This window comes from Rhodanobacter aciditrophus, assembly GCF_042679525.1.
Classification (GTDB): domain Bacteria; phylum Pseudomonadota; class Gammaproteobacteria; order Pseudomonadales; family Marinomonadaceae; genus Marinomonas; species Marinomonas aciditrophus.
On the sequence record NZ_JBHTMN010000012.1, the window covers coordinates 22484 to 47359 of the forward strand.

At 46.7% G+C, this 24876-nt stretch carries 22 protein-coding genes; 10 read left to right on the forward strand and 12 right to left on the reverse strand.

The window, feature by feature from the left end:
• Positions 1-84: 84 nt before the first annotated feature.
• Genes ACFQ45_RS10975 through ACFQ45_RS10990 form a run of 4 tightly spaced genes read left to right on the forward strand, consistent with a single transcriptional unit; the run spans position 85 to position 5317 of the window.
• The gene (locus tag ACFQ45_RS10975) at positions 85-1587 is read left to right on the forward strand and encodes a sugar ABC transporter ATP-binding protein (protein ID WP_377367606.1); all 1503 of its coding nucleotides are present in this window, start codon (positions 85-87) and stop codon (positions 1585-1587) included.
• On the forward strand, positions 1584-2585 hold the full coding sequence (locus tag ACFQ45_RS10980; protein WP_377367608.1) for an ABC transporter permease: 1002 nt from the start codon (positions 1584-1586) through the stop codon (positions 2583-2585). Before ACFQ45_RS10975 ends, ACFQ45_RS10980 begins: the two co-directional genes overlap by 4 nt.
• 9 nt (positions 2586-2594) lie before the next feature.
• A complete protein-coding gene (locus ACFQ45_RS10985) occupies positions 2595-3608 on the forward strand; it encodes an ABC transporter permease (RefSeq protein ID WP_377367610.1) in 1014 nt (337 codons plus the stop codon).
• The gene (locus tag ACFQ45_RS10990) at positions 3605-5317 is read left to right on the forward strand and encodes an L-rhamnose mutarotase (RefSeq protein WP_377367612.1); all 1713 of its coding nucleotides are present in this window, start codon (positions 3605-3607) and stop codon (positions 5315-5317) included. Before ACFQ45_RS10985 ends, ACFQ45_RS10990 begins: the two co-directional genes overlap by 4 nt.
• Before the next feature lie 361 nt (positions 5318-5678).
• On the opposite strand, the gene ACFQ45_RS10995 is transcribed toward ACFQ45_RS10990, so the two are convergent.
• From ACFQ45_RS10995 to ACFQ45_RS11025, 7 genes are all read right to left on the reverse strand, one after another.
• On the reverse strand, positions 5679-7079 hold the full coding sequence (locus ACFQ45_RS10995; protein WP_377367614.1) for an HD-GYP domain-containing protein: 1401 nt from the start codon (positions 7077-7079) through the stop codon (positions 5679-5681).
• 284 nt (positions 7080-7363) lie between these two features.
• Positions 7364-8164: a M48 family metallopeptidase gene (locus ACFQ45_RS11000; RefSeq protein WP_377367616.1), complete on the reverse strand. Its 801-nt coding sequence runs from the start codon at positions 8162-8164 to the stop codon at positions 7364-7366.
• A gap of 19 nt (positions 8165-8183) precedes the next feature.
• Complete coding sequence (locus ACFQ45_RS11005; RefSeq protein ID WP_377367617.1) at positions 8184-8543, reverse strand: DUF2750 domain-containing protein; 360 nt, start codon at positions 8541-8543, stop codon at positions 8184-8186.
• A 145-nt stretch (positions 8544-8688) separates the two neighbouring features.
• On the reverse strand, positions 8689-9756 hold the full coding sequence (locus tag ACFQ45_RS11010) for a BMP family ABC transporter substrate-binding protein (RefSeq protein WP_377367619.1): 1068 nt from the start codon (positions 9754-9756) through the stop codon (positions 8689-8691).
• Positions 9757-9816: 60 nt separating this feature from the next.
• Entirely contained in the window at positions 9817-10749 is a 933-nt protein-coding gene (locus ACFQ45_RS11015) for an ABC transporter permease (RefSeq protein WP_377367621.1), read from the reverse strand.
• 9 nt (positions 10750-10758) lie between these two features.
• The gene (locus ACFQ45_RS11020) at positions 10759-11826 is read right to left on the reverse strand and encodes an ABC transporter permease (protein ID WP_377367622.1); all 1068 of its coding nucleotides are present in this window, start codon (positions 11824-11826) and stop codon (positions 10759-10761) included.
• On the reverse strand, positions 11823-13286 hold the full coding sequence (locus ACFQ45_RS11025; protein WP_377367624.1) for an ABC transporter ATP-binding protein: 1464 nt from the start codon (positions 13284-13286) through the stop codon (positions 11823-11825). The genes ACFQ45_RS11020 and ACFQ45_RS11025 overlap by 4 nt, the downstream gene beginning before the upstream one ends.
• 625 nt (positions 13287-13911) lie before the next feature.
• Here ACFQ45_RS11025 and ACFQ45_RS11030 point away from each other — a divergent pair.
• Together ACFQ45_RS11030 and rlmM are read left to right on the forward strand one after the other, a co-directional pair.
• The gene (locus tag ACFQ45_RS11030) at positions 13912-14604 is read left to right on the forward strand and encodes a pseudouridine synthase (protein WP_377367626.1); all 693 of its coding nucleotides are present in this window, start codon (positions 13912-13914) and stop codon (positions 14602-14604) included.
• Position 14605: 1 nt separating this feature from the next.
• Positions 14606-15658 (forward strand): 23S rRNA (cytidine(2498)-2'-O)-methyltransferase RlmM, encoded by a 1053-nt coding sequence (gene rlmM / locus ACFQ45_RS11035; protein WP_377367628.1) that lies wholly within the window; start codon positions 14606-14608, stop codon positions 15656-15658.
• A gap of 56 nt (positions 15659-15714) precedes the next feature.
• On the opposite strand, the gene ACFQ45_RS11040 is transcribed toward rlmM, so the two are convergent.
• Positions 15715-17406, reverse strand: a complete 1692-nt coding sequence (locus ACFQ45_RS11040; RefSeq protein ID WP_377367630.1) for a L,D-transpeptidase family protein — start codon at positions 17404-17406, stop codon at positions 15715-15717.
• The gene (locus ACFQ45_RS11045; RefSeq protein ID WP_377367632.1) at positions 17406-17678 is read right to left on the reverse strand and encodes a YkgJ family cysteine cluster protein; all 273 of its coding nucleotides are present in this window, start codon (positions 17676-17678) and stop codon (positions 17406-17408) included. The genes ACFQ45_RS11040 and ACFQ45_RS11045 overlap by 1 nt, the downstream gene beginning before the upstream one ends.
• 103 nt (positions 17679-17781) lie before the next feature.
• Between ACFQ45_RS11045 and ACFQ45_RS11050 the strand changes: the two genes are divergently transcribed.
• Positions 17782-19005, forward strand: a complete 1224-nt coding sequence (locus ACFQ45_RS11050; RefSeq protein ID WP_377367634.1) for a GGDEF domain-containing response regulator — start codon at positions 17782-17784, stop codon at positions 19003-19005.
• 51 nt (positions 19006-19056) lie between these two features.
• Here the strand turns inward: ACFQ45_RS11050 and gatB are convergent, their stop codons facing one another.
• From gatB to gatC, 3 genes are read right to left on the reverse strand one after another with little or no spacing between them, the layout of a single operon-like run.
• Positions 19057-20502 carry an Asp-tRNA(Asn)/Glu-tRNA(Gln) amidotransferase subunit GatB gene (gatB, locus tag ACFQ45_RS11055; protein WP_377367636.1) on the reverse strand — a complete coding sequence of 482 codons (1446 nt, stop codon included), beginning with the start codon at positions 20500-20502 and terminating at the stop codon, positions 19057-19059.
• A 2-nt stretch (positions 20503-20504) separates the two neighbouring features.
• Positions 20505-21965, reverse strand: coding sequence for an Asp-tRNA(Asn)/Glu-tRNA(Gln) amidotransferase subunit GatA (gatA, locus tag ACFQ45_RS11060; RefSeq protein WP_377367638.1), 1461 nt, complete (start codon positions 21963-21965; stop codon positions 20505-20507).
• A gap of 11 nt (positions 21966-21976) precedes the next feature.
• The gene (gene gatC / locus ACFQ45_RS11065) at positions 21977-22264 is read right to left on the reverse strand and encodes an Asp-tRNA(Asn)/Glu-tRNA(Gln) amidotransferase subunit GatC (RefSeq protein ID WP_377367640.1); all 288 of its coding nucleotides are present in this window, start codon (positions 22262-22264) and stop codon (positions 21977-21979) included.
• Between the two features lie 239 nt (positions 22265-22503).
• Here gatC and ACFQ45_RS11070 point away from each other — a divergent pair, with 239 nt between their 5' ends.
• Genes ACFQ45_RS11070 through mreD form a run of 3 tightly spaced genes read left to right on the forward strand, consistent with a single transcriptional unit; the run spans position 22504 to position 24870 of the window.
• Positions 22504-23547: a rod shape-determining protein gene (locus tag ACFQ45_RS11070; RefSeq protein WP_377367642.1), complete on the forward strand. Its 1044-nt coding sequence runs from the start codon at positions 22504-22506 to the stop codon at positions 23545-23547.
• 28 nt (positions 23548-23575) lie between these two features.
• The gene (gene mreC, locus ACFQ45_RS11075; RefSeq protein WP_377367644.1) at positions 23576-24400 is read left to right on the forward strand and encodes a rod shape-determining protein MreC; all 825 of its coding nucleotides are present in this window, start codon (positions 23576-23578) and stop codon (positions 24398-24400) included.
• Complete coding sequence (mreD, locus tag ACFQ45_RS11080) at positions 24397-24870, forward strand: rod shape-determining protein MreD (RefSeq protein ID WP_377367646.1); 474 nt, start codon at positions 24397-24399, stop codon at positions 24868-24870. The genes mreC and mreD overlap by 4 nt, the downstream gene beginning before the upstream one ends.
• Positions 24871-24876 lie beyond the last annotated feature (6 nt).

The window sequence follows — 24876 nt, forward strand, 5'->3', positions numbered from 1 at the left end:
GATGTTTCCTCCCTGAGCCGCTATCACCCAGCTATATCAGAAAACAAAATCCTTTAATTAGCTAAAAAAATAAGAGCAAAGCTTATGAGTGAAGGTAGCCCAATATTTCGTCTTGAAGGGGTCAGCAAGCTGTTTCCTGGGGTTAAGGCGCTTGATCAAGTCAATTTAAACCTCTATCCAGGTAAAGTAACGGCTCTAATCGGAGAGAACGGCGCTGGAAAATCTACCCTCGTAAAAACCATGACGGGTATCTATCAACCTGACGAAGGTCAGATTGTTTTTGATGACAAGCCAATACAATTTTCTTCGCCGCAGGATTCCCACCAGCTTGGTATTACAGCGATTCACCAAGAAACGGTGCTTTTTGACAACTTGAGTGTGGCTGAGAACGTCTTTCTAGGTAACTATCCACGTAAGCATGGCCTTTTTGTCGATTGGCAAGTCATGTTTGAGAACACCCAACAGATTCTGACTTCGATTAATGCTGAGATCGACCCAAAAGCGAACTTAGGCGGTTTAAGTATCGGTCAAAAACACATGGTGGCGATTGCTCGGGCATTGTCCATTGACGCTAAAGTTGTCGTACTTGATGAGCCAACCGCAGCTTTGTCACACCATGAAATTCAAGAGCTTTACGATTTAGTTGAGCAACTCAAAGCAGACGGTAAAGCCATTCTTTTTATCACCCATAAATTTGATGAGATCTTCCGTATTGCAGATTATTACACTGTCTTCCGTGACGGACGCTACATTGGTGAAGGGCGCATTTGCGATACCAATGAAAAGTCTTTGGTGGAGATGATGGTGGCGCGTAGCATCGAAGACACCTATCCCAAACAAGACGCAGACATCGGTGACGTGGTACTGGATGTTACGTCCCTCAGTCATCCTACTGAGTTTGACGATATTAATTTAACGCTTCGTAAAGGCGAGATTTTAGGCGTATATGGATTGGTCGGTTCCGGTCGAACCGAAGCCATGCAAGCCCTGTTTGGGGCGAGTCATAATGTATCCGGTCAAATCCGCATTGATGGTCAAACCGTGACAATTAACTCTCCGGCGGAAGCCATTAACCACGGTATTGTTTATGTTCCTGAGGAGCGTCAAAAGCAAGGCATCGTGCTTGAATTGCCGATTTACCAAAACATCAGCTTGCCGCAGCTCTCGGCTTTGTCAAAAAATGCCAGTGTTGATTTAGATGATGAAATGAATCTAGCGCGCCAGTTTGGGGAGCGTTTGCGTGTAAAAACATCGAGCTGGAATGAGCCGGTCGGTAATTTATCGGGTGGGAATCAACAAAAAGTCGTCATCGCTAAATGGCTGGCAACAAATCCTAAAGTCATCATTCTTGATGAGCCGACCAAAGGTATTGATATCGGCTCTAAAGCCGCGGTACATGCCTTCATGTCTGAATTAGTTCAATTAGGTTTGTCCGTGATTATGGTGTCCTCTGAGCTGCCAGAAATTTTAGGTATGTCTGATCGAATATTAGTCATGAGTGAAGGGCGCTTAGTCGGAGAGCTGGATCGGTCTGAGGCATCACCTGAGCAAGTGGTTACCCTAGCGACAGGAGGCGTAGCAGCATGAAGCAGTTTTTAGCTAATTCAAGAGAGAGCTTTCTGGCACTTGTTGTGGTGGTGATGTTTTTTGCGATTGGTTTGATCGCCCAGGACTTTGTCTCCATAAGCAATGTAGTGAGTATTTTTAATGATACATCCATTCTTATGATTCTCGCGATAGGGCAAATGTTGGTGATTGTGACCCGCTGCATTGATCTGTCTGTGGCGGCCAATGTCGCGTTTACGGGCATGTTAGTGGCGATGACGAATAACGTCTATCCGGAGTTACCTGTCATTGTACTGATCGCTTTAGCGCTGGGTGTTGGGGCGTTACTTGGTGCTATTAATGGTGTGTTTGTTTGGTTACTTAAAGTGCCGTCTATTGTTATCACACTTGGGACCATGAGTGTGTATCGAGGTATGACATTTCTAATCTCTGACGGTAACTGGATCAACTCCCACCAAATGAGTGCTGCATTTATTGATTTCCCACGTGCTGTGCTACTGGGTATTCCGGTACTCGGTTGGCTTGCCATTCTGTTTATCCTTGCGGCTTTTGTATTGTTGCGATTCACCGAATGGGGGCGCAATTTCTACTCCGCTGGTGGCAACCCGACAGCGGCGTTTTACTCGGGGGTAAATGTTGGCAAGGTGCAGTTCTATGCATTCCTTGTGTCTGGCACCTTGTCTGGCTTGTGTGGTTACTTGTGGGTGTCTCGATTTGCCGTGGCGTATGTGGATGTCGCAAACGGTTTTGAGCTTCAAGTTGTAGCGGCTTGTGTGATTGGTGGCGTTAGCATTATGGGTGGTATAGGTAGCGTCTTTGGTGTGGTAATGGGTGCTTTGTTTATTGGTGTCGTAAACAATGCATTACCTGTGATTGGTGTATCACCGTTCTGGCAGATGGCCATTTCTGGTGCTGTGATCATTGCTGCTGTGATAGCTAATTCCCGTTCTGGGAAAAGCAAAGGTCGCATTATCCTTCGGGATCGTCCTCAAGTTCAAACACCCATGGCCGCGAAGTAAGAGGTTAATATGACAACAAATACAATAACAAAAAAGAACAGCGTTCCTGACTTTTTGCCCGTAGGTAAGTTAAACAAGTTTGTACGTTGGGAATCATTTTTGGTGATTATTTTATTTGGCGTGTGTGTGCTGAATTCATTTTTATCGCCTTATTTTTTAGACCCTTGGAATCTGTCCGATGCAACGTTCAATTTTACTGAGAAAGCCTTGATCGCATTGCCAATGGCGCTGCTGATCATTGCTCGTGAGATTGACATATCCGTTGCTGCGATCATTGCGCTCAGCAGTACCATTATGGGGTTGGTCGCCGAGCTAGGTGCACCATTTTATGCGGTTGTTGTGACAGGTATTGCGGTCGGTGGTCTATGTGGCTTGTGCAACGGCTTATTGGTGACAAAGTTCGCGATTCCTTCGATCGTAGTGACGATTGGTTCGATGAGTTTATTTCGCGGTATTAGCTACATTATCCTAGGCGATGAAGTGTTGAAAAACTATCCAGATGGCTTTGATTTCCTTGGGCAAGGCTATGTGTACTGGGTAGTGTCATTTGAGTTTGTAGCATTCATTGTTTTCGCCCTGGTGTTCTATTGGTTACTGCATAAATCCATCTTTGGGCGACGTACTTTTGCAATCGGTAATAACCCTGATGCAGCCTACTATTCAGGTATTAATGTAAATCGCCATAAACTGATTTTGTTTGTTCTTGTGGGACTTATGTCTGGTGTAGCAGCGGTACTGTTAACATCTCGACTAGGCAGCACGCGGCCCAGTATTGCGATGGGCTGGGAGCTTAGCATTATTACCATGGTGGTTTTAGGAGGCGTCAGTATTTTAGGTGGTAGTGGCACCATTGGTGGTGTAGTACTGGCGGTCATACTGATGGGTATGGTGACGTTTGGAATGGGGCTGGTGAATATTCCGGGCATCGTTATGACAATTATTGTCGGTCTGATGCTGATGTTTGTGGTGAGTTTGCCAGTGTTAATTTCCATGTATAAAGCAAAACGTCAGAGGCAAGTATGAAGTACTCATCCGTAATGTACCTTCACAAAGGATGTGAAGCGGAATACAAAAAGCGCCATGATGAGCTTTGGCCAGATTTGGCAGAACTACTGAAATCCTATGGCATTAAGAACTACTACATTTATTTGGACGAGTCCGAAAGTCGCCTTTATGCAACATTTGATGCGGAGAACTTAGACTCCGAGGCGCTCGCAAAAGAGCCTGTGATGCAACGCTGGTGGAAATACATGGCGGACATTATGGAAACGAAATCGGGCTCCTTTGAGCCTGCTTCCGGGGCTCTGCAAGAAGTTTTTCGTTTCAATGTTCAGGATGCGCACCTGGCGCGAGTTGTAGCAGTTTTGGATATCGGTAAAACCAATATCAAGATCTGTTTGATGGATGCTCAAACAGGAATTTTGAGGGATGTGATAAAGCGAGCAAATAGCGTTGTGGATGATGGGCTTTATCCCCACATTGACGTAAATAACATTTGGCAATGGATCAAGGATACATTGACCAGCCTGACACCAAACTATTTTATCGGCAGTATTGCCATTACAACCCATGGTGCAACAGCTGCCTGCATGAAAGGGGATGAGTTGGCGTTACCTGTATTGGATTATGAGTACGATGGTATAGATCAATGCCGAACAGAGTATGAGAAGTTGCGCTCGCCATTTTCTGAAACCTTCAGTCCTTTACTGCCTCAAGGTTTAAACCTAGGTAAGCAGCTTTATTGGCAGCAATCTAAGTTCCCAGAAGCGTTTAGCAATGTGACCGATATACTCTTGTATCCACAATATTGGGGTTTTCTTCTGTCGGGACAAAAGGTGTCGGAAGTGACCTCTCTTGGATGTCATACGGATCTATGGAATCCATCCGCTTGCCAGTTTTCTCATTTTTCTCAGCAGCAAGGTTGGGACAAGCTTTTCCCGCAATTGGTTGAGACAGGTGCCAAGTTGGGGAACATTTTACCTGCTCTTGCAGAAGAAACCGGACTCCCCAAAAACTGCGCAATTTTTAACGGTATTCATGATTCCAATGCGTCCTTAGTACCTTACATTAGTAAACCATTGGATTCGCTTACGGTGATCTCCAGCGGCACTTGGACAGTGATCGCCACGATAAACGGTGACTTAGATTCCCTGGATGAGCACAAAGACATGCTTGCCAATGTGGACGCTTTTGGACGTGCCACGCCTACCATCCGTTTTATGGGAGGGAGGGAATGGGAAGCCTTGCGTTCGGATAAAGAGGGCACTATGGAGGACGTTGGCTTTATTCTGGAAAATGGTGTGTTCGCGTTACCTTCCTTTGCTGCCGGGGGAGGCCCCTTTGCTCAGTATCAGGGGCGCATTGACGCCAGAGGATTGAGTCTCACTCCAGGCCAGCAATCAGCTTTGGCAGATGTCTATGTGGCGCTGATGACGGACTATTGCATTGATCTATTGGGCGAGAGTGATATGACCGTGGTGGAAGGAGCTTTTAGTAATAACTTAAATTTCCTGACCTTACTGTCCAGTTTGAAAGCCAACAGTGAAATCTACGCGTCCCGTGATGTAACGGGCACGGCAGGTGGAGCGGCGCTATTGTCTAATAAAAGCTTGAAACATAAAGGGCGTTTGAGTCTCGCCCAATGTGAACCAACACTGAAGCCGTTGCTGAATCTGTATCGGCGTCAATGGCGCGAGCGGATTGCAGACATGGAACACCTTGCCACGCCGTAACGGAATACTTGGCTTCTAGGTGTGTTTGTCGCAAATAGAATGGCTTTGACGCATATAAGAAAACACGTTTTTAAAAGAACACATATTATAAATTCAGACATCGAGTTCTGGGCTGTGGCCCAATGTGCTTATCGAAGTCTTCTATGGAATGGTGATTATCTTAATGATTGATTCATTTAAGGGGCTGGCTTTCTAAAATGGGGGACTGTCAGCAACTTTAGGGAATGAACAATGGCTTCGGCTAGTTTTTCCCATTGAAACGATTCAATGATCACCCTTTGAGGAAAGTATGCGAGGCGTTAGTCTCGCTGCTTTCCTTTTTTATTTTGGTCTTGCTGTTCTTTATTGCAAGGTCTTCCGCTTAGTGTTGTTCTGCGCCATCTTCTGTCACAAACCAGCTTTTAGGGATTTGATCCAGTGCCCGTTCAAGGGCTTCAAAGCAGCGGCGATCAATAGCGCTATCTAAGTTCTCACGCATGATAGACAGCACTTTAGAAACGGGCATAGCCGCTCTGTAAGGGCGCTCTGCGGAGATGGCGTCGAAGATATCAGCTGTAGTGATAATGCGGGTGATCAGAGGGATCTCGTCTGACTGAAGCCCCTTCGGGTAGCCTGTTCCATCGAGCTTTTCGTGGTGGGCAGCGGAGACCGCGGCTAGGGGTTTTAGTGGGGTAATTTCGTTTAAAATCACCTCAGTGAAATGGGCATGCTTTTGTACGGCCAGCCACTCATCTTCATCTAGTTTACCGGGCTTATCGAGTATTGAGTTGCTAACACCTAGCTTACCTAGATCATGGAGCAGGGCGGCACGTTTTACCCACTTTCTTTCGTCCGCGTTTAGTTGGAGCTCTTGAGCAATCAGTTCTGCATAAACACCTACTCGTTGACTGTGGCCTGAGGTATAAGGGCTTTTAGCATCGACTATTTTGCCAAAGGCAGACACGATGCAGTCAAAATAGTCATCATCCAGCATAATACTGGCCTGTGCGGGGGCGAGATTCATCACTTTAGTTTTTACGTCTGCAGCAGTGAGACCAGCGATAAATTGTGGGTCTTGCACCAGTTCTTTGAAAAGACCAACCAATTCTGGATCAAACCAGACGCCACTGCGTTCGCTCACCTCGTCTAAGGCTTGCTCAATGGAGCCTTCAAATTGGAACACGTCGGCAACTTGAGACAGTAAAGCAATACGCGAAAACAACGGAATGTCAGTCTTGGTCAGTTGATTGGGGCGACCGGATCCATCCCAATGCTCATCTAAGCTGGCAATGCCAAGGGCGACAGATTCATTAAAGCGCAGTTCTCTGGCCACATCCGCTCCGCGAGTGCAGCGTGTTTGAATGAGTTCTTGGGAGTAATCTTTGCCATTTTTAAGAATGTCTATGGTGGTTGAAATACGCGTGAGCCAGCTTTCCCCTTGGCCTGCGTTTTTAATGACAAAATTCAGCACCGATGACAGGCTAGTACCCACGGTTTTATAGTTGCGTTTAAACTCGCGATCATCAGTGAGATATAGCTGACAAATTCGAGCGGCGTTGCTGCTGCATCCAGCATCTTTTAAGAGCAAGGAATAAAATAAATCGTGAAGAACGTCTGGAGCTAATTGGAGCTTCTTGCCAATGTGCATGCCAATCCAACATGAGCGTATGCAATGCTCTGGGGGTTGCCCTTCCGTCATATCCAAGGCTGTCGTTAATGACAGTATCAACTCAGAGAGCGGGATTTGGGTGTGCAGTTCATCGAGTGGAATGGCTTGAGACACAAGGTGCTCCTTATACTGACATTATCAACTCTAATATACAGGATAAATTAGCGCTAAGTGACCTGTATTGTGTGCGGGTCTTGATCATATCTTTACACACGATGACGCGTAATAAAAAGTTTCAGGATGAGCGTATGAGCGGGTTGCATATCAAGCTGTGACAACCGCTAAAGGCACCATGTTGTTGATGGTGGTAATGAGCGTTATGTCTCTTAATGGGGTGAGGTTTATGAATAGAGCAAAATTTAAAAAGCTCCTAGCAAAGGGATGCTAGGAGCTTTTTATTAATAGCAGTTCGCTGTTTGGTTCTTCGCCTGTAGCGAAGCGTAAATCTTGTTGGGCTCAGCCATTGCGCTTTCTAACGACTGAATGCGGGTATTGTTGGATGGGTGAGTGGACATCCATTCAGGTGTACTGGCACCACCGCCTCCCATTTTACGCCAAAGCTCGGCGCTTTCTTCAGGGTCAAAGCCAGCTTTTGCCATCAGGTCTAGGCCGATCAGGTCTGCCTCGGTTTCATGGGCACGGCTAAATGGCAGTATGATGCCATATTGAGCTCCCACACCAAGACCTTGGAATACGGCGCTTTTGACAGCGGAGTCTTCACCAGAGAGTTCATACCCTAGTGCAAGTGCCTGGCTGGTGGCAAGCTGTGTAGACACGCGCTCATTCCCATGACGTGCTAAGACATGACCAACTTCGTGCCCCATAACAGCCGCCAATTGTGCTTGGTTGGTCGCAACGGTTAGTAGTCCAGTGTAAACACCGATTTTATTACCGGGTAGGGCAAAGGCGTTGATTTGTTCATCGTCAAACAAAACCACTTCCCAAGCTTGTTTTTGATACTTCTCAGGCAGCACTGAGATGATATGGTCCGCAACACATTGGACATTTTGAGTCTGCTTCAGATTGTCTGACTTTGGGATTTCAGACTTCATCTGTTCGAAGGATTGAACGCCCATCTCGTTTAGTTGATCGTCTGGGACAAGAACCAATTGATTGCGTCCAGTCGGTGAAGAGCTACAAGCTGCGATGGCTAATCCTAATAGGGTAATCGTCGTGGAACGAAGTAATCGTGATGCCATGATGGGATCTCCTGAAAAGTTAACGCTGCAAGTCGTTAAGAAGCTCGGCGGCCTGAAGTACTATGCCTTCGCCAGCCATATTAGGGGCGACTCCCACACTAAAGCCATCATTAGTCATCCCTGGTAGCCATTTTTCAGTCAGATCTGCAGCTGAAATTTCCATGGCGCTAAAGCCTTCGTGCTCTTTGCTGGCCCATTCATTGGCCATCTCTGCAGTGGGCCAAATCGGCAATACTTGTTCCTGAGCAACTTCTAGTATCAAGCAACCCTCTGGGTCGGCAAGCACAAAGCAAGCTTGTTCGCGTTTGATATGGTTAACAAATAGCTCAAAACGAACTTGGCTGGTCTGGCGAAAAAATTCAGTGTTTAGGCTCGACATAATACCTTTTACTGCTGATGAGTGAATTTGCTCAAATCATAACATAAGGTTTTTTGTAATGCGGGGATGTTTACGTAATAAAAAAGGGCAAAACCATTAGGTTTCACCCTTTTTCAAAAGAGACAATGGTTAATAGGGTTTACTATTAACGTGGAATCTCGTCAGTGATGCCTTCAACATACCAGTTAACTTGAGCAAGTTCTTGGTCAGTTAAAGTGTGCCCTTCAGGGACAACAACATTACCTTTGTTGTCAGTGATTGGGCCAGTAAATGGATGGAACTCACCTGAATCGATCATGGCATACGTTTCATCAATTTTACTGCGCACATCTGCTGGTAGGTTGTCGTTGATAGACGCTAGAGACAGCATGTCTTCTTGGAAACCACCCCAGAAGTCAGAAGGCTCGTAAGTGCCGTTCATAACAGCTTCCACTACGCTGATGTAGTAAGGAGCCCAGTCATCACGTACAGAGAATACGTGTGCGTTGGGTGCAAAGCTGCTTTGGTCAGACGCTTGGCCAATGGCGCGCATACCACGTTTTTCGGCTGCGATAAGTGGCGCAGGGCTATCAGTGTGTTGTAGTAGTACGTCAACACCTTGGTCCATCAACGCGTTTGCTGCATCGGTTTCTTTACCTGGATCGTACCAAGAGTTCACCCATACGATTTTCATTTTAACATTAGGGTTGACGCTTTTCGCACCCATGTAGGCAGCGTCGATATCACGGATAACTTCAGGGATCGGGAAAGAGCCGATGTAGCCGATGGTATCAGATTTAGTCAGCATACCTGCCGCAACACCAGAGATGTAACGACCCTCGTAGGTACGTAATACATATGTACCAAGGTTCTTGGCACGCTTGTAACCTGTTGCGTGTTCAAAAGTCACTTTCGGGAAACGTTTCGCTACTTTCAAAGTAGGGTTCATGAAACCAAAAGATGTGGTGAAAATTAGGTCGTTGCCGGCTTTTGCAAGTTGAGTGATAACACGCTCAGCATCGGCACCTTCAGGCACGTTTTCAACGTAAGTGGTTTCCACTTTTCCGCCGAAGTGCTCTTCCAGCTCTTTACGGCCACGGTCGTGCTCGTAACTCCAGCCTAAGTCACCTACAGGACCTACATAGACAAATCCAACTTTGAATGGGTCTTCAGCTTGCGCTGCACCGACACCCGCTAATAGGCCAAGGCCTACGAGTAAACTCTTTAGTTTCATTTTTAGCTCCTTTTGTGCCCGAAGGCGATTTACATAGATCAAACTATCTTTTAACACGTTTTATGCCATCTGACGTGGGTCAAATGGTTTACCCAAAGAACGAGGGGCCAACAGCTTCTCTTTAAACTGATCGGCACTGATAATCACCATCACAACAATGGTTGCTACGTAAGGCAGCATTGCCAGTAAGTTTGGAGAAATCGACCAGCCCATGCCTTGAAGTACCAAATGCATAATGCTGGCCAAACCGAATAGGTAAGCGCCCAATACAATATTGCCAACGCGCCAAGAGGCGAATACCACTAGGGCTAAGGCGATCCAGCCGCGGCCAGCGGTCATGTTTTCTACCCACATAGGTGTATACACTAGAGACATGTAAGCGCCCCCAAGACCGGCCATAGCACCGCCAAACATGACAGCTAAATAGCGTACTCGCAAAACCTTAATGCCGATAGCATTGGCGGCATTTGGATTTTCTCCCACCGCTTTAATGGTTAAGCCTAGTCGCGTCTTGTTTGCCACATAACTCACCACAAACGCCATAATAATGGCGAGATACACTAATGGATCATGGCTGAATAATACTTTGCCAATAACAGGGATGTCAGACAAGCCAGGGATCAGCATTGGTTGGAAACCAGGAATGGTCTGGCCGACAACGCCTGAACCAATAAAGGCACTCAATCCTGTACCAAAGATAGTCAATGCTAAACCTGTTGCTACTTGGTTTGCCCCTAAGTGCAATACTAGGAAGCCAAAGATGAGGCTCATGAGGGCTCCCATCATCATTGCGCCAAGAATCCCGAAGCCAGCGTTGCCGGTGCCATAGGCGGCCATAAAACCAACCACGGCACCCATTAGCATCATACCTTCTTGACCAAGGTTGAGGACGCCAGTTTTTTCACAAATCACTTCACCAAGGGCAACAAATAAAAGCGGCGTACCGGTTTTGATCGCAGCAAAGAGAACCTGAGTAATTAAATCAATATCCATGCTTATCTCCTATGCGACGCTATCGCGAGTAGATACAAGGCGGTAACGGATGAAGAAGTCACACGCCAATAAGAAAAACAGCAATACACCTTGGAACATACCTACCACAGCGATTGGGATGCCCATTTCAATCTGAGCCAAATCACCGCCCATGTATAAAATGGCCAAGAAAATAGACGCTACAATGGCCCCTGCTGGGTGAAGTCGACCCAGATAAGCCACAATGATGGCCGCATAACCGTAGCCAGGAGACACGACAGGCGTTAGTTGGCCGATCGGGCCGGCTACTTCCGCTACGCCTGCAAGGCCCGCTAGCCCGCCTGCAAATAACATCACAAACCAGCTAATCGCTTTCGTACTAAAGCCTGCATAAATCGCCGCAGGGGCATCAGAACCATAAACACGGATCTTGAAGCCAAGATGTGTCTTGGCAAGGATGAACCATGCAACGAACGCCGCAATAATGGCAAACACCACCCCAAGGTGAACACGCCCTTGATCAGTTAATACAGGCAGCAAGGTGGCATCAGAGAACAGAGCGGATTCAGGGAATCCAAAGCCGTCAGGGTCTCGTAATGGTCCATGCACCGCCCAAATCAATAGATACAAAGCGATGTAATTCAACATGATGGTGGTGAGGATCAAATTAGAGTTGAAATTGATCTTCAAAAAAGTTGGAATCGCCGCCCAAACCATACCTGAAGCGATACCCGCAATAAGCGTTAATGGCATTGCCATAGCTGAGTCTGAATCAACGAATAGCAGTGCAACGGCACTGCCGCCCAGGGCACCAGCCAACAATTGACCTTCGGCACCTATGTTCCACATGTTTGCCCGATAGCAAAGGGACAAGCCCACAGCACACAGCAGTAGAGGTCCCATTTTTACAAACATTTCACTGATGTTATAAGCATCTGAAAGAGGCATGATCAACAACACGTGGAGCGCTTGCAGTGGATCCTTATCTAAGGCGGTAAATAAGATAGAGCCGAATATTAACGTCAGCACGATGGCTAGAATCGGAGACGCAAATGTCATTAAGGTGCTTTGCTCGGTACGAGCCTGAACGCGGATCATGCGTTAGCCTCCTGAGAAGTCTGTTTAGTATCGATGAAGGTGCCAGCCATCCATTGACCGATCTGGTCAATGTTAGTGTCTTCTGTGCGGACAACCGGAGAGAGGTGACCATTACACACGGCGGCCATTCGGTCGGCGAGTAAGAAGAGTTCGTCGATGTCTTCAGAAATCAGCAAAATGGAGGCCCCTTGATCCCTAAGTTCTAACAGCGCTTGGTGGATAGCCAAGGCAGCACCAACGTCCACGCCCCAAGTAGGGTGGGCACAAATCAGCACTTTAGGGTTTTGGCCAATTTCTCGACCCATGATAAATTTTTGTAAATTACCGCCACTTAAGCTTTTCGCGTCAGAGAACTCTCCATGACATTTAACACTGTATTGACCGATAAGCTTCTTAGCGTAGGTTTTCACGGCACCCCAGTTCACCAGACCAGATGAAACAAAGCCTGCGCTATGGGTAAGCAGAGTGTTTTCGCTCAAACTCATATCGGGTACAGCACCGCGTCCGAGGCGTTCTTCTGGAACATAAGCCAAGCCGCGCTTGCGGCGTGCACCAGCGCTTAATTTGCCAATGTCTTGATGATCAATAAACAGCACATCAGCTTGAGGGCGATTGTCTTCACCACTGATGATTGACATCAACTCTTCTTGGCCATTACCTGCGACCCCTGCGATGCCTAAGATTTCACCTTTAATAAGGTCAAAGCTGACATTTTTGAGTGAGGTACCAAAGGGGTGTTTGGCGCTAAGGTTAAGCTGCTTGGCAGAGAATGCCACTTCACTTCCGTAGGCTTTAGCATAGCCAGCATCTTGTTCAGCAAGATCTCCCACCATCATTTTAGCAATCGTGGCAGGGGTTTCTTCGGCGGGGGAGCACGCCCCTACAAGCTTGCCTCCTCGAAGAATGGTTGCTGTATGGCAAAGCTCCGTTACTTCGTGGAGTTTATGAGAAATAAACATGATGCTACAGCCTTCAGCTGATAGCTGGCGCAAGATGTCAAATAAGCCCGCCACTTCCTGTGGCGTCAGTACTGACGTGGGTTCGTCTAGAATCAGTAGTTTTACTGACTGCACAAGGCAACGCATGATCTCAACACGCTGGCGTTCACCGATGGATAGGGAGTGAACGTAGCGATCAGGGTCAACATTGAGACCATAAGATTGGGAAAGCTCGCGGATTCTACCTGCTAAATCACCAATGGCTTCAAGTTGTGGTTTGCTTAAACAGAGCTCGATGTTTTGTGCGACTGTTAAGGTTTCAAACAGGGAAAAGTGTTGAAACACCATGCCGATACCTAAATCCCGTGCTTTTGACGGGTTTTTAATATCAACTTCGTAGCCATCCCAAATGATCTGGCCTGCGTCAGGGGATACGACTCCGTATATGGTTTTAACTAGGGTGCTTTTACCTGCACCATTCTCTCCTAGTAGAGCATGTATTTCGCCGGGCATGAGGGTCATGCAAATTTGATCATTTGCAAGACATCCGGGGTACTGTTTAGTGATATTCAGTAACTCCAACCTAGGGTGAGAGTTCTGTTTTTTCAATGTTTCCGACACCGTTAATTCTCTAAATTGAGTGGGTTTAAATGCGAATATATACTCAAAAAAACCGACCAACATTTGTTGGATCTTTTCGCTAATGCGTCTAAGGCAGTTCGCTTTCAAGATGCAGCATCACAGTGTGTCACGCTTAATCTGATAGCCGCTTCTTATGCCTTATTATTTTGGCTTAACGTTCGCGCTTGTGTTTAAACATTCCATGTTATTTACAATAATCGTGCCATATGTGGCATGAGAGCGCGTATTTGGCTAATGGGCGCGAAGAATACGAAATTTCGCATTGTTTGTCTGCACGGTCAGCTTTTTAAACCAAAAAATATTAAGAGTTTTTTAGCATAAGTGGGAAAGTTGGGGGTATTTTGCCCGAGTTTGGTGCTAAAGTTTGACCGATCGGTTCAATTTTGGGCGTATTGGGTCCATTTAGTTGAATGCAATGAGATATTAGCGCAGCGGGATAAGTCCCTTTATAATGGAGGCCAAAATGGGCACAAAACAGTGGCCCTAGTTCATTCTTGATGTGACCATGAATCCCATAAAACTAATTTTCCAACATCCAGACTTTTGGATAGTGGTCAAACCCAGTGGCGAGAGCTTTCATTCGGAAGACGGAGAAGGATTCTTTGCGCGCTTGAGTGCCCAGTTTCCCGAGCAAGTTTTCTATCCACTCCATCGCCTCGATAAGCTGACGTCCGGTATTTTGGTGTTTGCGACCAATAAGCAGGCGGCGGCTGAGTTTGGGGTGTTGTTTGAGCAGCATAAATTTGAGAAGCGCTATCTTGCTGTCTCTGCAGCAAAACCTAATAAAAAACAGGGGACAGTGGCTGGAGGGATGATACCTAGCCGACGTGGCCAATGGCGTTTAACAAAACAACTCGATAATTTTGCAGCCACCCAGTTCTTTAGTTTTGCCGAGTCTGGGAAGCGTTATTTTTGGTTACGTCCGTTAACCGGTAAAACCCATCAAATTCGTGTCGCCCTAAAAAGTATTGGGTCTCCCATTCTAGGGGATGAGCGATACGGAGGGGTTGCCGCGGATCGTGGTTATTTGCATGCGGTGAAAATTGCTTTCGAATGGCGCGGAGAAGCTTTTGAGTTTGTCTCATGGCCGGACACTGGAGAGTTTTTTACTGAGTCATCTAAAACCCAGTACCAAGATTTATTTTTAATGGGCCAAGAGATTTGGCCAAAATTCACGATTCCAAAAAAGTCTATTTAATATGAAAAATGTGCTCATCTATTGTCGAGCTGGATTTGAACGCGATGCTTTGGCAGAGATCACGGATAAAGCAGCAGAGCTGGGGTTTTATGGCTATGGAAAACCTTCTGATCAGCAGGGTTTTGTTGTTTACCACACTAATGATGAGGACGGTGGTGAGAAACTGATTCAGTCCTTGTCATTTAATCATCTTATCTTTGCACGTCAGATTATTGCAGTAAATGATGTGATTGATTTCGAAAAGGGTGGTCGAGTGCAGGCTTTGTTGGAGGCGGCTCGGTCGTTGCCTTTGGCAGAAGATATTTGGTTAGAGACTGCAGACACTAATGAAGCCAAAGCACTGGCAGGTCTGATTAAAAAGATTGAGAAGCCCCTTAGGGAAGGCTGGAAAAAATCTGGCTTAATCCGTAAAAAGGCGGTAGGTGTGCGTCACCATGTGTTTTTTATGGAGGGTGACCAGGCTTATTTAGGTGTGAGTTATGCCTCTTGCCGCTCTGAATTTCCTCTTGGAATTCGTCGCTTGCGCTTTCCTGCGAAAGGACCCAGTCGCTCAACTCTAAAATTAGAAGAAGCTCTGTTGCAATTTGTGCCTCAGAAAACCCGAGAAAGAGACTTGCATGAAGGGATGCATGCGGTGGATCTTGGTGCGGCACCGGGTGGTTGGACCTACCAGTTTGTTGTTCGAGGTATTCATACTTACGCAGTGGATAATGGCCCCATGCAGAAGGAGCTTATGAATACTGGGTTGGTGTCTCACATGACGGAAGATGGTTTTAAGTTTAAGCCCCCTGTCAAAGTGGATTGGTTGGTCTGTGATATGGTGGAGCGTCCCATCTTGGTGGCAGAGTTGATGGCAAAATGGCTCAGTGAAGGCTGGACCCAGCGAGCAATTTTCAATTTGAAACTACCAATGAAGAAACGCTACCAAGAAGTAGATCAGTGTCTGCAGTTGATTGCTGGGCAGTTGTCGCAAAAGGGTTTGCGCTACGATATGCAGTATAAGCACCTGTATCATGACCGGGAAGAAGTGACTGTTTGTATTATGATTCGCTAAAGTTTATTCAATAAAAAGGGGCGCTAAATGCGCCCCTTTTTTGTTTAAGAATTAAGTTAAAGGCTCTCAGAAGGATGGAATGGCATATAGCCCATGGCTTCTTCCATTAATGGGTCTCGGTCATATACATCGTAACGGAACTCCGGCATGCCGTTAGCATTTGGTACGACTGTGAAGTAGACCAAGTAAACAGGAATTTCGCTTTCCAGAGAAATAACAGTGGTCTCTTTGGTTTGACGGGCTTTATTGAGTGAATCCACTTGTTTTTTGCTGTTGCCTGCCAATAAGTTGGCGAAATGAGCAGGTTTCTCTAGGCGGATGCAGCCGGAGCTGAATGCGCGGTCTGTTTCTCTGAACAAGTGTTTCGCTGGGGTGTCGTGCAAGTAAATATCAAACTTGTTCGGGAACATGAACTTGTAAGCACCGAGAGCGTTGCCATCATCTGGGGCTTGTTCAAAGCGATATTTAAGTTTCATTGGGTCAATGGATTGCCAATCGATAGTGGTCGGGTCCAGCTCTTTTGCACCAATGCTCCAGCTAGAGAACACTCGGAAACCGTGCTTGCCTAGATAGTTCGGGTCACGTTGTAGCTTCGGTAATAGGTTTTCTTGAGCGATTCTGTGGGGGACACGCCAAGTAGGATTGGCCACCATGTAAGACATTTTGCCGTAAAACACATTGGTCTTGCGTTCTGGCTTACCAATGACGACCTTCATGCTTTCGCTTTGGCCGTTGAGATAAATATGCGCGGTGTAATCCGTTAAATCGACCCAGATACGGTCGTCTTCCATTTGCGATGGAAGCCAGCGCCAGCGTTCTAAATTGTAGGAGATTTGTTTGGCGCGTTCACTTAAAGGCACATTAAGCATCTGAATGGTCTGCGACCCTGCTGCACCATCGGCCGTAAGGTGATGACGTTTTTGGAACTGCATCAAAGCGGATCTTAAATCCGAATCAAAGTAATCTTCATTTACCTTGCGGGTTGAAAAGCGAATGTCTCCAAGTTGCACAAGGCGGGCGCGTAATTGGGCAACCCTAGGGCCTTCGTCACTCATGGTGAGTGGCACGCCTGCCTCCACGCGAATATCACCTTCTTTCTGTGCAAGCTCTTGGTAGTAAACTAACCAGCGTTGCAGTACTTGGTATTCAGGCTGGCGGGGAGCGAGCATGGGTAGGTAGTTCACCATGTCACTTGGATTGTCCAAGAATAGGAGGTTCTTCCAGTCTTTATTGGGAGCATCCAATTGCCAGTTAGGGTCGATCAGCTGTGGCTCGTAACGACCGTTAGACAAATCATGAGCGAAGCTGGACATGGCGACCGTTGCGATGACATCTAATTCGGCTAACTGTTGCGCAGAGGGGGTTGGTAGGTCTAAGTATTCTTTAATGGTGTCAATGTGGTAATGAACGGCATTAAGACCATGGCTTTGGGCTGTTTCTAGGGTGTCTACTAGTTTGTAAATAGACATGTCTAGGCTTGTGCCTTTGATCCAAATAGGTTCGAAATCTCGAAAATCGTAGGCTTCTAGTACGCTGCGGTTAGGTAATGCTTGCCCAGCAATGGGGGTAAAGGCTTCAAGCATAAGTGAGACTTGCTGACGGACGCTGCTCTCAATCTGTGATTCAGAGGGAGGCGTCATAACAAATGAAGGGGCTTCGCCGCCTGATCTGGAGCCGCTCGAAGAACAGCCTGCAAGTACGGCGCTCATTAAAATGGCGGCGCCAAGTTCCTTAGCTCTTATAGTCATCAAAGCTCCTTAGAAAGCATTGGGGTCGTGGTGTCTTCCATGTCACTAATAATCATTAGTGCTTGTTCTCTATTTTCGCCACAAACATAAGCTTCTGCAGCGAATTTCGCACAGACTTCTGGGCGTTCTGGTTGTCCAAAAATCTTGCAGCGATACTCGTCATCCAGTTGAATGCAAGGGGTGCCTGCAGGTTTGCCATGGGGCATACCTGGAATAGGACTTGTGATAGAGGGTGCGATGCAGCAAGCGCCGCATTGAGGTCTACAGTTCATGGCTCACTATTACAAATTGACACGCTTCTGTTACACACATATTAGCGAGCAAATATACAATATTTGCTAGGCTTAATTCAGAATCGTCATTAGAGACTTCAGAATGTATAACATATTAGTAGTTGAGGATAGCGGAGTCGTTAGAAAAGTTCTCGGCAAGCTACTAGGCGGGATGCCTGATTTTAAGTATGTCATGTGCTGTGACTACGCAGAAGCCAAGGCGCATCTTGAAACAGACGAGCAGTTTTTTGCAGCGATCGTTGATTTAAATTTACCTGATGCTCCCTCAGGTGAAGCTGTTGAGCTGACTTTGCAGCATAAGGTGCCGACGGTTGTCTTGACGGGGAATTTTGATGAATCCTTACGGACTAATTTGTTGGATAAGGGTGTCATCGACTACATCACGAAAGACTCTAGGTTGGCATACAATCAAGTGGTTAATTTGTTAGACCGCTTACGCAAAAACCTTGCGATTAAGGTGTTGGTGGTTGAAGACAGTGTGACCAGCTCAGCGTATATCTGCTCATTGCTTCGCAAGCTTCAGTTTCAAGTTTTAACGGCTGTTGATGGGGTTGAGGCGATTGAAGTGATGGAGGCTGAATCCGACATTAAGCTAATGATAGCTGATCACAAGATGCCTCGTATGGACGGCTGTGAACTGGTTAAGAATCTTCGCTTGGATCGCCGGTTTCAAGAAACGGTTTTAATTGGATTGTCTTCAAGTGGCGACGGTATACTCTCTGCCAAATTCATTAAAAGCGGGGCAAACGATTTTCTTAAGAAGCCCTTTTATCATGAAGAATTTATTTGCCGTATTTTCCAAAATCTGGAATCTCAAGAGATGTTGGAGCAGATTCGTCAAGCTGCCAATATGGATGCATTAACTAATATCTATAACCGACGTTATTTGTTCGATCGTGGTGAAGAGATGTTTTTTGAATCTCAGGAAACGACCGTGGCTATGATGGACATTGATAATTTCAAAAATGTAAACGATACCCTCGGTCATAAGGCGGGCGATCAGTTATTGCAGCAATTTGCTTCCATTTTAACCAAGCATTTTGGTAATGATTTAGTGGGGCGTTACGGTGGTGAAGAGTTTGCGATCATTTCTAACCGAGACCAAACGACTTTTTGTGTGGACATGGCGCGCTTTATGACTGAAGTGCGAAACCGAGTGTTCACAGAGTTTGATCTGAATGTTACTTGTAGTGTGGGGGTCTGCACAACGCATAAACCCAGTCTCAGCGAGATGTTGGATACGGCTGACAGTCACCTATACCGAGCCAAGCATTCTGGCAAAGATTGCATAGAACTTTGCGCATAAAAAAACCGAGCTCATGGCTCGGTTTTTTGTCACTGATACAGTGGTCTGCAACTAGCCTTTTAATAGCTTGTTAAGGATTGGCGTTACCATGCCTGGGTTCGCTTTACCTTGGGAAGCTTTCATCACTTGTCCCATAAAGAAACCAATCATTTTCTTTTGTTTGTCTTCATCGGAAGCTCGGAACTGTTCTACTTGGGCTGGGTTGGCATCCAACACCCCTTGGATCATGCTTTCGATGGCGCCTGTGTCGGTTACTTGCTTAAGACCTTTCGCCTCGATGATGTCATCCGCGGAGCCTTCGCCTTCCCACATGGACTGGAGAACACTCTTGGCTGTTTTACCGTTGATTGTGTTGTCTTCAATACGGACCAAAAGGCCGCCGAGATGTTCTGCAGAGACAGGAGACTCGGTGATTTCTTTGCCTTCTGTGTTCAGGTACTTACTCAGTTCACCCATTACCCAGTTTGCTGCCAGTTTAGGGTTGCCTGCTACTTTGGCCACTTCTTCAAAATAATCTGCCATGGCGCGAGTGGCTGAAAGTACACCAGCGTCGTATTCGCTTAGCTTGTATTCAGACATAAAGCGTTCGGCTTTTTGAGTAGGCAGCTCAGGCAGGTTGGCTGCGATCTCGTCTACGTAGGCTTGTGTTAACTCGATTGGTAGTAAGTCAGGACAAGGGAAGTAGCGGTAGTCGTTGGCGTCTTCTTTTGAACGCATGCTGCGGGTTTCGTCTTTATCTGGATCATACAGGCGCGTTTCCTGGGTGATCTTGCCGCCATCTTCTAGGATGTCTGCTTGACGCTCAATCTCAGTGTAAATGGCGCGTTCAATAAAGCGGAAAGAGTTTACGTTCTTGATTTCTGTACGTGTGCCAAAGGCTTCTTGACCTTTAGGGCGCAAGGAGATGTTGATGTCACAACGCATAGAGCCTTCTGCCATGTTGCCATCACAGATGCCTAGGTAAGTCACGATTGAGTGAATCATTTTGACATAGGCAACAGCTTCTTTGGCTGAGCGCATGTCTGGCTCAGAGACAATCTCAAGCAAAGGTGTGCTGGAGCGGTTTAGGTCGATGCCTGTCATGCCTTGGAAATCTTCATGGAGAGATTTACCAGCATCTTCTTCAAGGTGGGCACGGGTAATACCAACCTGTTTCACTGTGCCATCATCCAGAGTAATGTCTAGGTGGCCTTTGCCCACAATAGGGTGGTCCATCTGGCTGGTTTGGTAGCCTTTTGGTAGGTCGGGGTAAAAGTAGTTTTTGCGTGCAAACACAGAGGTCATGCCGATCTCTGCATTCACAGCTTGGCCAAACATAACCGCCATGCGAAGGGCTTCTTTGTTAAAAACAGGCAAAGCCCCTGGCATGCCTAAATCCACAAGGGTGGTGTTGGTGTTTGGTTCTGCACCAAAGCTAGTGGCAGCGCCAGAGAAAAGCTTTGATTGTGTGGACAGCTGGGCGTGGATTTCTAACCCGATTACAACTTCCCAATTCATGATTATGCTCCTTCTACCAAGCTAGGTGTTTTAGTGTGCCAATCGGTTGCTTGTTGGAACTTGTGCGCAACATTAAGCAGCTTGGCTTCAGCGAAGTAGTTGCCCATGATTTGTAGGCCTACTGGCATGCCATCTGCAAATCCTGCAGGAATTGACATGGCTGGGATGCCAGCAAGGTTGACTGAAAGCGTGTAAATGTCTTCTAGGTACATGGCGATTGGGTCATCTGTTTTAGCGCCAATGCCGAAGGCAGTGGTTGGTGCAACAGGGCCCATGATCACGTCGACTTCTTCGAAGGCTTTAACGAAGTCTTCTTTAATAAGGCGACGGATTCGCTGTGCTTTTAAGTAGTAGGCGTCATAGTAGCCCTCAGATAGGGCGTATGTGCCAACCATGATACGTTTTTGAACTTCTTTGCCAAAACCTTCGCCACGGGAACGTTTGTACATGTCCATCAAGTCTTTTGGCTCTTCACAGCGGTAGCCGTAGCGAACGCCATCAAAGCGAGACAGGTTGGAGGAGGCTTCAGACGGAGCAATCACGTAATAAGACGGAATGCTTAGGTTTAAGTTAGGTAAAGAAATTTCTTTTACTTGAGCGCCGAGCTTTTCAAACTCTTTGACGGCGTCTTGAATGGCTGTGGCAACGTCATTGTTGAGGCCGTCACCAAAGTATTCTTTCGGCAAGCCGATCGTAAGGCCCGCTAGTGGCGCATCTAGGTTTGCAGTGTAGTCTTCAGTCGCGACTTCGGAACATGTGGAGTCGTTGGCATCAAATCCAGCAATGGATTGTAGAATGTGCGCGCAATCCTTAGCGGAACGTGCCATTGGACCGGCTTGGTCAAGACTGGACGCGTAGGCAATCATGCCAAAGCGGGACACTCGACCATAAGTAGGTTTAAGTCCTGAAATACCACAAAATGAAGCGGGTTGACGGATTGATCCACCCGTATCTGTGCCTGTTGCTGCCACGGCTAAGCCTGCGGCCACCGCTGCAGCGGAACCACCAGATGAACCGCCTGGTACCTTGTCTAGATTCCAAGGGTTTTTAACCGCACCAAAATGGCTGTTTTCGTTGGAAGAACCCATGGCGAATTCATCCATGTTGGTTTTGCCTAGAGTAACTGCTCCTGACGCTAACATGCGAGCCGTAACAGTGGACTCATAAGGAGGCACAAAGTTGTACAGCATTTTAGAGGCGCATGTGGTTAGAATGCCATCGGTACAAAATAGGTCTTTGTGTGCGATGGGAATGCCAGCAAGAGCACTTGTGGAGCCTGCGGCTATGAGTTTGTCAGCGGCTTCTGCTTGAGCTAATGCCACTTCTTCCGTCACTGTGATGTAACTGTTAAGTTGGCCATCTAGCTGTTTAATTCTAGCTAGGTAGTCTTGTGTTAATTCGACACTCGAGATGTCTTTATCTCGTAGTTTTTTAGCAAGGGATGCAATGCTTTGATCAATCATGTGGTGCGCTCTTAATCGATAACTTTAGGAACCAAGAATAGGCCGGCTTCGGTTTGCGGTGCGTTGGCTAAAAAGGCGTCACGACGGTTTTCTTCTGTTACTTGGTCGTCACGTAAGCGCTGCTTGGCTTCCAATGGATGAGATAGGGGCTCGACACCAGATGTATCGACGGTTTGCATTTGCTCAACTAGGTCAAGGATGCTGGTCAATGAATGTTGGTATTGCTCGGCATCGTTGTCATCCAACGACAAACGAGCAAGATGAGCTATTTTTTGCACGTCTTGCTTATCTAGAGACATGAATCACCTAATTTTGTCGGTTTTCGAAAAATGGATTCATTGTATCGCTATTGTGTTAGGGGAGAAAGGTTACGGCAGAAAAATATGGCTTTTAAAAGAGGTGCTCGAAAAACCACCAATAAACAACGATGTAAGAGTAAAGAAATCGAACATTTATGCGCTTTCGCCTTGCTCTTAGGGGTGCCGATTGTTACATTTTCTGACTATTCGTAATGGATCTTTTCAGGGTGTAGAAATTCATGTTTAAAAAAATTCGGGGAATGTTCTCCAGTGACCTATCCATCGACTTAGGGACAGCCAATACCCTTATTTATGTACGCGACCGTGGGATTGTTTTGGATGAGCCCTCAGTTGTGGCGATTCGCCACAATGGCAACCAAAAAACTGTGGCGTCTGTCGGGGTCGATGCAAAACGTATGTTGGGTCGTACTCCCGGTAACATCACTGCTATCCGCCCAATGAAAGATGGCGTCATCGCAGACTTTCATGTCACTGAAAAGATGCTTCAATACTTTATTTCTAAAGTCCACGAAAACAGTATTTTAAAACCGAGTCCTCGTGTGCTGGTTTGTGTGCCATGTAAATCCACTCAGGTTGAGCGTCGTGCGATAAAAGAATCAGCGTTGGGCGCTGGTGCCCGTGAGGTATATATTATTGAAGAGCCTATGGCAGCAGCGATCGGTGCTGGTTTGCCGGTGGCGGAAGCCTCAGGTTCTATGGTGATTGATATCGGTGGTGGTACCACAGAGATTGCGATCATTTCTCTTAACGGTATCGTGACTTCTGAGTCTATCCGTGTGGGTGGTGATCGTTTTGATGAGGCTATTACTACTTATGTTCGCCGTCAATACGGTAGCTTGATTGGTGACGCCACAGCTGAGCGCATTAAGACTGAAATTGGTATGGCTTATCATACTGGTGAAGATTTACAGATCGACGTTCGTGGTCGTAACTTAGCAGAAGGTGTGCCTCGTGCGTTTACTCTAACGAGCCGAGAGATTCTAGATGCATTGCAAGAGCCTTTAGCTCAAATCGTTCAAGCGGTAAAAGGTGTACTTGAGCAGTCTCCACCAGAGCTTGCAGCGGACATTGCTGAGTCTGGTCTAGTGTTAACAGGTGGCGGCGCATTGCTACGTGAGATCGATCAATTGATCAGTGAAGAGACAGGTCTGCCTGTTATTGTTGCTGATGATCCGCTGACCTGTGTTGCCCGTGGTGGCGGTATGGCTCTTGAAATGATGGATAAGCATGCTTCTGAGCTGTTCTCTGTAGACAGCGAGTAATGTAGGAGCTCGTCCCATTAGCAATTCCGTGTCCTTCTCTAATAAAGTCACCAGCACACGCTTTGTTGTGCTGGTGCTTATTTCTATTGCCATGATTGTGGCAGATCTACAATTCCGCGCCTTTAATCCTATCCGACCTTATCTCACTTGGTTGGTCACTCCCATTCAAGTCGTAGTCAGTATGCCGCAAAAAGTACTGAGCTGGGCGGACATGCGTCTCGAGAGCCGCGAGGGGTTGGTGGTCAAAAATGAAGAGCTTAATCAAGAGTTATTGATGCTGCGTGGGCAACTTCAGCGTTTAAACTCTCTAAAAGCTGAAAACGTCCGACTTCGGGAGCTGTTGGATGCCTCCCAGCGTGTTGATGAAAAGATAGTCATGAGTGAAGTGATTGGCTTTGACCAAAATGCTTACAGTCATCGTATTTTGATCGACAAAGGTTTTTCCACGGGGGCGTATGTTGGCCAGCCTGTGTTAGATGCCACAGGTGTTTTAGGACAGGTTGTTGAAACTTCTGCCTACACGAGTCGTGTATTGTTGATAGCAGATGCCAGTCATTTTGTGCCAGTACAAATCGCTCGTACAGGTTTTAGAAGTGTATTGCGTGGTACGGGTGATCTTAAAAAGTTGGAGTTAATGAGCGTGCCGCATACTGCGGATATCCAAAAGGGCGACATTTTGACGACCAGTGGTCTGGATGAGCGTTTCCCTGTTGGCTATCCCGTTGGTGTCGTTCGAGGGGTTCAGCACATACCTGGCAAAGCTTATGCGGATGTTGATGTGGTGCCATTGGCGCAATTGGGCAGGAGTCGCCATGTGATGTTGATTGAGCGTTCCGAGAGGGAAGAGCCATGAAGTCTTCTTTTGTCTTTATCCTGACCTTTATTGTGGCTTTGATGCTTGAAGGTCTGACCTTCCCCGCTGAATTTATTTGGTTTCGTCCTGAGTGGGCCTTACTGGTTGTTTTATATTGGGTCATTGCGTTGCCATTGCGAGTTGGGGTCGGGGTTGCTTGGTTTTTAGGCTTGCTTGTTGACCTTTTGCAAGGTGGCGTGATGGGGCAGCATTCTCTAACGTATGTGCTGATTACCTTTATGTGTGTTGTCTTGTATAAGCGCTTACGTATGTATCGTCGTTGGCAGCAAGCACTGTTTGTATTCCTACTGGTAAGCATTAACCAGTTGGTTGGTTTTTGGCTGGATCACTACACAGGTGATGCAGAGCCGACTTTAATGATTTTCATGCCGGCGATTGTAACGGCCTTATTATGGCCTTGGTGTTTTATTATTCTTCGTAGTGTTCGGCGTATTTATTCTATTCGATAAGTGAGT